The following is a 10,617-nucleotide window of genomic DNA, read 5'->3' as shown; positions in this document are numbered from 1 at the left end:
TCCCTGGACGGCCGGCCCGTTCGCGAACGGTCTATCGCTTACGCGCCTTGACGGTGGTCTCGGCAGTTCTCTCGCGCTTCTGCGCGCGCTTCTCCTTGAGGGTGAGCGCCGGCTGCTTCTTCGAGTTCTTGGTCACGGGAGTTCACCTCCACTCGCCTCCAGGTGGGTCGATGAACCGGCCACCATAGCAACGTCCCGCCGGGGCCGGGCGAGGCCGGTCGGCGGGACGTCGGGGTGTCGTGAGTGATGCCGTGCGCGGGGTCAGGCGGCCGTGCCGAAGTCCTTCCGGCGGCGTTCGCCGTGGGCCGTCTCGCCGTCGGGCACGATCGCGTCGGGCGGCACGACGACGCCGGACGGCACGCGGCTGTCGGTGCCGAGGCGGGAGCCGGAACCGACCCGGGCGTCGTCGCCGACGACGCCGCGGACGCCGACGTGCACGTTCTCGTCCACGCGGGCTCCGCGCCCGACGACGGCGTCGACGTCGACCCAGCTGAACCGGCCGACCTTGGCGTGCGCGCCCACACGGGCGCCGGCCTCGACGTACGCGCCGGGCCTGATGGTGGCGTCGGGGTGGACGCTCGCGTGCGGCGAGACGAAGCCTTCGCCGTTGTCGTGCCGGAGGTACCGGGTGAACTTCCCCGGCTCGTGCTCGACCTCGACCTTTCGGGGGATGCGTCGCAAGAGTGCTCCTCATGGTGCGGGTGAATCTTGTGACATAACGCGCAAGCGGCGCCTGGTGTTCCCGGACGCGGCCCCGGCGGTCGGACGGCTGCGCGTTCCCGTGTGCAGTACGGTCGGGTCCTCAGCGGGAACGCCACCGGGTGGCGCGTCGACGAAAAGGAGCGCTGGCGTGCGCAGACATCGTGCGAGGCTGGCGGACGTGGCCGAGGCCGCGGGCGTGTCGATGTCGACCGCGTCGAAGGCCATCAACGGGCGCGGCAGGATCTCCGCGGCCACCCGTCGGCGCATCCTGGACAGCGCGCGCGAGCTCGGCTTCGTCGCCAGCAGCGGCCCCGGGCGGCAGCCGGTCACGTCCGTCGGGGTGCTCGCCGCCGACCTCGAGTCCCGGTTCTCGCTGCCCATCCTCGACGGGCTGGAGGACGGGCTGAGCTCGTACTCCTCGTTCGTGCACCTCTGCAACGCCCGCGGCGACCGGCTGCGCGAGCGGCACCAGCTCAACGCGCTGCTCGACCGCCGGGTCGACGGGCTGATCGTGGTGGGCGGGCGCACCGAGGAGCGCGACCCGGTCGGCGAGGACCTCCCCGTCCCGGTCGTCTACGTGCACAGCCGGTCGCGGGACCCCCGGGACGCCTCGCTGGTCGTGGACGACGCCCAGGGCGGCCGCCTCCAGGTCGAGCACCTCGCGGGGCTCGGGCGGACCCGCATCGCGCACGTCAGCGGCCGGCCGCAGTACCGGGTGGCCGCGGACCGCAGGACCGGCGTCGCCGAGGCGATGGAGGCCCAGGGGCTGCGGCTCGTCGCCGACCTGGCCGACGGCCCGCGCACCGCCCTCTGGGGACGGGCGGCGATGCTCCGCATCCTCGACGACGTCGGGGCCGGCGCCGTCGACGCGGTCGTGTGCGACTCCGACGCCATCGCGCTCGGCGTCATCGACCGGCTCCGCCGGGAGTCCGTGCGCGTCCCCGAGGACGTGGCGGTCGTGGGCTACGAGAACTTCGGCCCGCTGGTGTGGAACTCCGACCCGAGCACCACGAGCGTCGACATGAAGCTCGAGGAGATGGGGCGCGAGGCGGCGCGGCTCCTGCACGGCGCGCTCGCGGGCGGCGGCCTCGAGCCCGGCGTCGTCGCGATGCCGTGCGAGCTGGTGCCGCGCGGCTCGACGACGCCCGGCCTCTGACCCGCAGTCTCTCCCGACCCCCCGTCGTTCCTGTTGACGCGCACGGACGTCGGCGCTACGTTCAGGAAACCGCATTCCCATAATGTTGCGCACGTACAGAGAGGTACGGACGATGAGGGCACGACGGTCAGCAGCACGATCCGCGGTGGCGGCCGCCGCCGGAGTGGCGGCGGCCCTGGCCGTCGCGGTCCCCGCGGCGTCGGCGTCGGCGGGCTATGACGCCCTCCCGGCGTTCCCCGGGGCGGAAGGGTTCGGGTACGCCGCGACGGGGGGCCGCGGTGGCGAGGTGTACCACGTCACCAGCAAGGAGCTGACGGGGCCGGGGACCTTCCACGACGCGCTGACCACGGCGGGCGACATGCCGCGGACGATCGTCTTCGAGATCGCCGGGGACGTGACGATCCCGCAGATCGTCGCGCGCGACAAGCACGGGATCACGATCGCCGGCCAGACCGCGCCCGGCGACGGCGTGACCATCAGGGGGAACACGGTCCGGTTCGTCGAGAGCAGCGACATCGTCATCCGGAACATGCGGTTCCGGCTGGGCTCGGCGTCCACGGACGACGCGATGTACATCGAGGACTCGCAGGACGTCATCGTCGACCACTCGTCGTTCTCCTGGGCGGGGGACGAGGTCCTCTCGATCAAGAGCAAGGACTACGACGACCCGCGGTCGAAGAACATCACGGTGCAGTGGTCGATCATGTCGGAGGGCCGGCTGACGCACTCCATGGGCGGGCTCGTCGAGATGAACACCATCTCGATGCACCACAACCTCTACGCCCACAACAACGACCGGAACCCGAAGACCAAGGGCGTCATGGACTTCGTGAACAACGTCGTCTACAACTGGGGCGACTTCCCCTACGTGGCCGGCGGCGAGTCCGGCACCAAGGGGTACGGCAACGTGGTGGGCAACTACTTCGTCGCCGGCGTGAACTCCGCGAACCCCACCGCGGCGGTCGTGCGGGGCAACGAGAACTACCAGGTCTTCCTCGACGACAACCGCATCGACAGCAACCGCGACGGGGTGCTGAACGGCCGGGACACGGGCTCGGGGATGATCGAGGCCGCCCGCCCGGCCGTCCGGGTGCCCGAGCGCTTCGAGTACCCGCCGGTGCACACCCAGAGCCCGCGCCGGGCGCTCGACCTGACGCTCGACCACGCCGGGGCCTCGGTCGCGCGCGACGCGGTGGACGCGCGGGTCGTCGACGAGGTGCGGCACCAGACCGGCGCGATCATCGGGGACGAGTCGGACGTCGGCGGTTACCCCGAGCTCGACGAGGGCACCCCGGCGACGGACGCCGACCGGGACGGCATGGCCGACGACTGGGAGCTCGCGCGGGGGCTCGACCCGACCGACCCCGAGGACCGCAACGGCGACGACGACGGCGACCGGTACACGAACCTGGAGGAGTACCTCAACGAGCTCGCGGCCCCGGGTTTCCCGAAGGGCTACCCCCTGACGCCGGTGCCGTGGTCCGGCGACGCCTTCGAGCCGCCGGCGCCGGAGGCCCCGGAAGCCGCTCCCACGGCCCCCATGGAGGGCGACGCGATCCGCAGCGCCGTCGTCACGGACTCGAGCAGCAACGGCGCCGCCAACGCCGCGCTGTGGTCGATCGAGCAGGACCTTCGGGTGGGGGACTTCGTCGCCGGCGACCGGACGACCGGCAGCAAGGCGTACCGGTTCACGGCGGTGCCGCCCGAGATCCAGGGGCTCGAGTGGGTCCGGTCGGCCGTCGAGTCGCGCGCCGCCACGAACGACGACCTGCTCTCGTTCTACCTGCCCGTGGACGCGGACGTCTGGGTCGCGCACGACACCCGCGTCTCGCCGCGCCCGGCCTGGCTGACCGACGGGTACGAGGCCACGGACCTCACCGTCGCCGACGACCACGGCGGGTCGTGGAACCTCTTCAAGGCGCGCTTCCCCGCCGGGTCGCACGTCGTGACCGGGGCCAACGCGGGCGGCACGGTCCTCAACTACTTCGTCGCGGTGGACCCGGTGCCGGGCGGCGCCGAGCCGGTGGCGACCGCCCCGGGAGAGGTCCGCGCGGAGCCCTCGGGGCCCTCGGGCGACCCGGCGGTCGAGCTCTCCTGGACGGGTTCCGCGGGCGCGACCGGCTACCTGGTGGCCCGGACCTCGTCGTCCGAGCCCGGGACGCGGGTCGTCGGGACCAGCGCGGGCACCACGTTCCGCGACGCCGGCGTCGAGGCCGGCGTGCCGTACCGGTACCAGGTGACGGCGGTCGGGCCGGGCGGGGCCTCGGACGCGTCGGCCGAGGTGCGCGCGCTGGTGACCTCGGGGTCGACGACGGCGCCCGCGCCCGGCGACCTGGCCGTCGCCGCCGAGCGGAGCTACTCCGTCGACCTGGCGTGGTCCGACGTCGAGGGCGCCACCGCGTACGGCGTCTACCGCGCGCCCGCGGGCGGCGCCCTCGAGCTGCTCGACCACGTGGCCGGCCCCGGCTACACGGACGACACGGCGGAGCCGTCGACGTCGTACCGCTACGCGGTGACGACGGTCTCGCCGGGCGGCGAGTCCGAGCCGTCCGCCGACGTCGCGGCCACGACGTCGGGCCCGCTGGACCCGGTCGTGGCGCCGGGGCAGGTGCGGGCCACGGAGGTGTCGGCCGCGGCGTTCACGCTGGACTGGGCGCCCGTGCCGGGCGCGGAGACGTACCAGGTGTACCGCCGGGACGGCGGGGGCGCGTTCGCCCGGGTCGGCACCACCACCGCGCCGGGGTACACCGACGACACGATCAGCGCCTCCGTGGCCTCCTACGACTACGCCGTCACGGCGGTCAACGAGCTGGGCGAGTCGGGGCGGAGCGAGAGCCTCACCGTCCCGCTGCCCGTGCCCGCGCCGCCCACCGACCTGCGCGTGGGGCTCCAGGGGTCCACGTCCACGGGCCTGGTCTGGACGTCGGGCGGGGGCGCGACGGAGTACCGCGTCCTGCGGTCCGCGGCCGGCGGCGAGCCGCAGGAGGTCGGCGTCGCGAAGGTGCACACGACGTACGACCGGGGCCTCGAGCCCGGCACGGCGTACACCTACCGGGTGGTCGCCGTGAACGCGGCCGGCACGTCGGAGCCCTCGGCGCCGCTGCTCGCCCGCACCCTGCCGGGGTCGTCGTGAGGTGACCGGCGCCGCGGCGACCGGCGTCAGACCGTGGCGGGGAACCCCTCCAGCTGGACGTCCCAGCCGGAGGGGAACCCCGCCCCGCCGTCGAGGTGGGTGCGCGCCATGAGCGCGACGGCGGCGAGCAGGCCGCCGTTGCCCGGCAGGTACAGCGGCAGGGACCCCGTCTGGTGGTTGTGCCCGTTCGGCAGCACGACGTTCTTGCCCGCCGCGTCCATGAGCGCGTCGACCGCCCACCCGGGCTCGCCGAGGCGCGTCGCGGTCATCGCCATCATGGGGTAGTCCCAGCCCCAGGTGGACGTCCAGTCCCAGTCGCGCAGCACGTCCAGGTACGTGGCGCGCATGACGTCGGGGTCGACGAGCCCGACGTCCGGGACGATGCCCAGCGCCCCGAGCATCGAGGGGTGGTCGGTCCGGATCGTGTACGGCTCGACGTCGACGCCGGTGTAGACGCCGTCGCGCACGTGCGGCGCCACCATGCCCTCGGCGACCTCGGCCCACCGCTCCTGGACCGGCAGGCCCAGCCGCTCGCGCCACGCGTTGGCGGTGCGCAGCGCCCAGCGCCAGTACGCGAGCTCGAACGGCGGGTTGGACAGGCGGGCGCGCTCGCCCGCGTAGCTCTCCTGCGCGGGCACGAGCGGGGGCCCCAGCGTGAACCCGTCGGGGCCCTCCTGGGCGAAGTCGGCCATGAACTCCGCCGACGCGAAGACGACCTCGGCCTGCTCGCGCAGGAACGCGTCGTCGCCGGTGACCCGGTGGACGAGCTCGGAGAGGTAGACGACGTGGGGCTGCTGCCACACGAGGTGCACGCCGATCGAGCTGGGCGTCTCGCGGAGCACGGAGCCGAGCTGCTTGGGCCAGCGGGCCCCGGCGTAGCCCTGCGCGTGCGCGGTGTCCCGGGCCAGCGGCAGCGCGCGCCGGTACCACCCGAGGCTCGGCCGCAGGAGCTCCGGGCGCCCCCACATCGGGAAGTGCGCGGCGTGCCACCAGTGCATCTCGAGGTGGAACTTGCCGCGCCACGAGCTGCACACCAGCCCCGTCTCCTGCGGCGGGAGGGAGCCCGCGCAGTTCACGGCCGTGACGTACTGCGACAGCACCACGCGCCGTTCGAGCTCGAGGGCGCGCGGGTCGTCGGTCCCCGCGAGCCGCAGGGCCGCGCCGGACTCCCAGAAGCCCTGCCAGTGCGCGGCCGCCGCGCGGTGCACCTCCTGGGCGTCGCCCGCGGTCGTGGCGGTGTCCGCGTGCCCGGCCCGGGAGGGCAGCAGCACCATGTCGCCCTGCCCGTCGGTGGTGAGCTCGACGACGACGTCCACGTCGTCGGCGGTGGGGCGCAGCACCACGCGGTGCGGCGCGACGTGCGCGAGGTCCGCGCCGGTGGCGGCGACGTGCACGCGGTACGTCGAGCCGTCGAGCACCCGTTCCACGAGCCACCCGCCGGGCACGGTCGTCACGCTCGTGGAGTGGGCGTCGGGGGAGTCCCAGTCGGCGGCGTTGTGCCAGTCCGACGAGCCGTACGGGAAGTCGACCGCGATCGCGAGCCCCGCCGCGAGGGCGGAGCGGACCGTGACACCGATCCGGTCCCGGGTGGGGTGGACGGCGGTCCGCACCCGCACGGGCACGTCCCGGTGGGAGAACGCGCTGTCCACCGTCCCCGACCAGAGGTCGAGCACCTGGCGGGTGTCCGTGAGGTCCGCCGGGCGCAGCGCGACGAGGCGCTCGCCGCCGCCGCCCTCGTCGTCCTCGTCATCGGTGACCGCGACGAAGCCGATGCGGCCGAGGTCCAGGCGGTGCGGGTTGGCCCGGAACCACCGGTTGGCGTCGTACCCCGCGGTGCCGCGCCGGCTCTCCTCGAGGTACGGCACGAGCCGGCCGTCGACCTCGTACCGCCGGGTGGTCTCCTCCAGCGCGTACTCCCGCTCGCCCGCGATCGAGTGCCAGGCCCACTGGGTCTGGGTGCCGAGGAGCGTGCCGGGGGCGTCCCGGTCGGGCTCGTGCCCCCGCTTGTGCACGGGGTACTCGCCGGGCATCGACTGGAGGCCGGTGAGGTCCACGGTGAAGCCGAGCTCGCCGTTCCCGACGGTCACCGGGCTGCGCGGGTCCAGGGTGGTCTGCTCGACGTCGTGCCGGCGCACGAGCGCGCGCCGGTCGATGGGCTGGGAGTGCACGGTGGGGCCCCTTCAGGCGGGTCGGGCGGCGAGCGGTGCGGGCGCGAGGTCGCGCTCCAGGGCGTCGGCGGCGAGCCGCGCGACGCGGTCGTCGTCGAGGACGCCGTCGGCGACGAGCACGCGGACGCGCCGGCGCAGCGGATCGTCGACCGGTGCGGTGGTGCGGCGGTCCCACGCGAGCGCGAGGCCGACACCGGGGTAGCCGGCGGAGCGGACGAACCACGGGTCCGCGTCGTCGTCGTGCGCGGCGACGACGAGCGTCGCGGTCCCCGAGGCGAACGTGGCGGTCCAGGCCAGCCACGGGGACGTGGTGCCGTGCACGGCCTGCTCGCCGTCGGCGTCCGCGGTCCGCACGTGGACGTCGGTGCAGGGCGCGACGCGCCAGAAGAAGCCGCCGTAGCCGCCGCCGGCCCGGCCGTTGCTGCCCGGGCCACCCAGGGAGACCGGCGCGCCGGTGGCGCTGCGGAGCTCGGTGCGCAGGTCCAGCCACCAGCCGTCGGGGGAGGGCGTCGCGTCCCACCGGCGGTGCTCCGTCAGGAGGGGGGCGCCCGCCGGGTCGCACCAGGTGAGCACCTGCTCGGCGGCGGAGCCGGCGCGGGAGTGCCGGTCGACGCGCACGTGCCCGTGGTCGGCCCGCCAGACGTACTCGCGGTCCTCGGCCGTGAACGTGCGGCCGCCCCAGAGGTTGGTGCCGTCCACGTCCTGGATCGCCAGGCCGGCGCCGAGGTGCCAGGCGTGGTCGGCGGGCAGGTGGTCGGTCACGACGACGCCGTCGAGCGTGGAGACCGGGTGCAGGTAGGGCCGCGGGGAGAGCACGGCCGCCACGTCGGCGCCGTCGCGGAGCTCGGCGACCGGCACGCCGCCGACGTCGAGCACGTCGAGCGCGGGCCGCCTCCGCGCCCACGGCACGCCCAGCTCGGCGAGCGTCGCCTGCGCGACGACCGCCCGCGCGAGGAGTGCGTCGACGTCGCGCACGACGGGCCGGCGGTCGCGCCCCTCGCCGGTCCACGTCACGGCGTCCGGGGGGATCTGCCGGGGCGGGTCGGCCACGCGCACGGCCTCCAGCACGCGCATGAACGCGCCGGAGTCGGCCAGCGGGCTGAGGAGCTCCGCGCCGGTCGCGCGGTGGGCCAGGAGGTCGTCGAGCAGGTGCGCGCGGCCCGCGGTGAGGGTGCGTCGTCCGCCGACGCCGTCCACGGTGAGCTCGTCGGTGGTGTAGCTCAGCTCGATCGTGCCGCGGGTGCCGCGCACGCGGATCACCGGGGCGGTCTGCTCCTGCGCGCACAGCGTCAGGCCGAGCGTCACGGCGACACCGCTCGTCGTGCGCACGCGCACGACGGAGGTGTCGTCGGCATCGATCGCGTGCGCGTGGTAGAGGTCGGCGTCGACGTCGAGCACGTCGTCCGCGCGCCGGGCCCCGGCCAGGCGCAGCGCCGTCACGACGGCGTGCGCGAGCGGGTTGGTCGCCACGCCGTCCACCACGTCGACGCCGTCGAGGACCCGCTTGCCCGCCCACGGGGACCGGTCGTAGTAGCCGACGGTGCGCGACCAGGTGCCGACGGCGCCCACGGCCAGCACGTCGCCGATCTCGCCGGCGCGGAGGCAGGCGTCGATGATCCCCAGGGCCTCGGACCCCAGGCTCTGGAACCCGACCTGCACCACCCGGCCGGCGTCGCGCGCGGCCCGCTCGAGCTCGACGTACTGCGCCCACGAGGCGACGGGGGGCTTCTCCACGTAGACGTCCGCCCCGGCCGCGACCGCCCGCAGCGCGAGGGGCGCATGGGTGTGCGGCGGCGTCGAGATCACCACCACGTCGGGCTCGACGCCGGCGTCCAGCAGGTCGTCGAGCGAGTCGAACCAGGGCACGCCTCCGGCGTCGCCCTCGGGCGAACGAGGGTCCGCGACACCGAGCAGCCGGGCCTGCCCCGAGCGCTCGGCGCTCCGCAGGTGCTCCAGGTGGCGGGTCGCGTAGCCGTGGCCGCCGACGAGGGCGACGCCGGGGGCGGTCACTTCAGCGAGCCTTCGACCTCGGCGATGAACTGCTCGGCGGCGTCGTCCGGCGTCGTCCGCTCGAAGAGCACGTCCTGCATCAGCCGGGTGAAGATGTCCCCGGTGCTGCTGGCGCCCTCGGGGGCGGGCATCCGCGCCCCGGCGTCGGACGCGGCGATCTCGTCGATGAGGTCGACCTCCTTCTGCTGCACGGTGCTGAGGCTCTCGCGCAGGTGGTCGCGCACCTCCGCGTTCGCCGGGACCCCGCGGTCCGTGCCGACCGCGTCGACCACGCGCGGGTCGTTGATGAGGTAGTCGAGCAGCATCGCCGCGGCCTCCGGGTGCGCCGTCTTCGAGGTGATGGCGTACTCCATCGTGGAGCCCACGCGGTTGCCGACCGCCTCGGCCTCGCCGGGCAGGTTCGCCTCGACGACGGAGTCGCCGAGCGCGTCGGCCTTGAAGTTGCTCCACGCGAAGGCGACGCCCTGCTTGCCGGTGCCGAACAGCGACTGCTCGGGCACGGCCGTCGAGTCCTCCACGAAGATGCTGGCCTCGGGGGTGGCGCCGTTCTTCTGGGCGTCCAGCCAGAGCTGGAACCAGGCGGACACCGTCTCGGGGCTCACGCCCACGGTGCCGTCCTCGGCGAAGATCGCCTCGCCGTGCTGGTGCGCCCAGGCGTCGAGCAGCGAGGAGTTGGCGAACGGCACGGTGCCGTAGGTGCCCTTCGGGCTCTTGTCGGACAGCTGCTGGGTGACCGCGGCGAAGTCGTCCCAGGTCCACGTCGACGTGTCCGGGAGCTCGACGCCGGCCGCCTCGAAGACGGCCGGGTTGAGGAAGGCCGCCAGCGCGTTGACGCCGGACGGGACGGTGTACTGCGTGCCCTCGATCTCGCCGATCTTGAGCGTGTCGGCCGGCACCTTGGAGGTGTCGAGGTAGTCGGAGACGGTGCCGAGGTCCAGCAGCGCGCCGCGGCCGGCGTACTCGCTGGGGTAGGAGCCGCCCATCGTGATCAGGTCGGGGGCGTCGCCGCCCGCGACCTGCGTCGCGAGCATGTCCCAGTAGCTGCCGAAGTCGCTGCTCTGGGTCTCGACGGTGATGTTCGGGTGATCCTCCTCGAACCCCTGGATCGCCTCCTTCGTGATCTGGTTGCGCTCCTCCCCGCCCCACCATGCGAAGGTGATCGTCACCTCCTCGTCGGGGTCGTAGGGAGCGGCGTCGGTGCCGGGCTGGTCGACGGCGCAGCCTGCGGCGGCCGTCAGCACGACGAGGCCGGCGGTGGCCGTCGCGACGGTCGTCCTGAAGTTGGGTCTCTGCATGGGTCGTACCTCCCTGTACGAGCAGCCCGTCCCCGGAAGGCTCGCGACGGTCGGCGTCGGCGAGCGGGAAGGCGCTTCCCAGACTACGAAGAGTTCGATACTGTGGTCAACGGTTACCCCAAAAGTTGCGCGCTGTCGCGCAGCGCTCCGTGG

At 74.3% G+C, this 10,617-nt stretch carries 6 protein-coding genes; 2 read left to right on the top strand and 4 right to left on the bottom strand.

The genetic code is table 11. The annotated features are described in order from the left end of the window. Window positions 1-261: 261 nt before the first annotated feature. Complete coding sequence (locus ACFQ80_RS18440) at window positions 262-681, bottom strand: transferase (RefSeq protein WP_430564660.1); 420 nt, start codon at window positions 679-681, stop codon at window positions 262-264. A gap of 169 nt (window positions 682-850) precedes the next feature. Here ACFQ80_RS18440 and ACFQ80_RS18435 point away from each other — a divergent pair, with 169 nt between their 5' ends. Then, window positions 851-1,858 (top strand): LacI family DNA-binding transcriptional regulator, encoded by a 1,008-nt coding sequence (locus ACFQ80_RS18435; RefSeq protein ID WP_430564659.1) that lies wholly within the window; start codon window positions 851-853, stop codon window positions 1,856-1,858. Between the two features lie 145 nt (window positions 1,859-2,003). Beyond that, window positions 2,004-4,991, top strand: coding sequence for a fibronectin type III domain-containing protein (locus tag ACFQ80_RS18430; protein ID WP_430564658.1), 2,988 nt, complete (start codon window positions 2,004-2,006; stop codon window positions 4,989-4,991). Window positions 4,992-5,017: 26 nt separating this feature from the next. Here ACFQ80_RS18430 and ACFQ80_RS18425 read toward each other — a convergent pair whose 3' ends face one another. Genes ACFQ80_RS18425 through ACFQ80_RS18415 form a run of 3 tightly spaced genes read right to left on the bottom strand, consistent with a single transcriptional unit; the run spans window position 5,018 to window position 10,464 of the window. Further along, window positions 5,018-7,159 (bottom strand): hypothetical protein, encoded by a 2,142-nt coding sequence (locus tag ACFQ80_RS18425; protein ID WP_430564657.1) that lies wholly within the window; start codon window positions 7,157-7,159, stop codon window positions 5,018-5,020. Between the two features lie 12 nt (window positions 7,160-7,171). Then, window positions 7,172-9,169: a DUF6807 family protein gene (locus ACFQ80_RS18420; protein WP_430564656.1), complete on the bottom strand. Its 1,998-nt coding sequence runs from the start codon at window positions 9,167-9,169 to the stop codon at window positions 7,172-7,174. Next, the gene (locus ACFQ80_RS18415; RefSeq protein ID WP_430564655.1) at window positions 9,166-10,464 is read right to left on the bottom strand and encodes an ABC transporter substrate-binding protein; all 1,299 of its coding nucleotides are present in this window, start codon (window positions 10,462-10,464) and stop codon (window positions 9,166-9,168) included. The genes ACFQ80_RS18420 and ACFQ80_RS18415 overlap by 4 nt, the downstream gene beginning before the upstream one ends. Window positions 10,465-10,617: the final 153 nt, after the last annotated feature.

The organism is Isoptericola sp. NPDC056578, from assembly GCF_042793275.1.
Classification (GTDB): Bacteria; Actinomycetota; Actinomycetes; order Actinomycetales; family Cellulomonadaceae; genus Isoptericola.
The sequence above is the reverse complement of the archived record's forward strand: the minus strand, read 5'-3'. Positions and strand labels throughout refer to the sequence as shown.

Coding starts and splice junctions, on each gene's coding strand:
- ACFQ80_RS18415 (WP_430564655.1), bottom strand. CDS start 10,464: ATGCAGAGACCCAACTTCAGGACGACCGTCGCGACGGCCACCGCCGGC.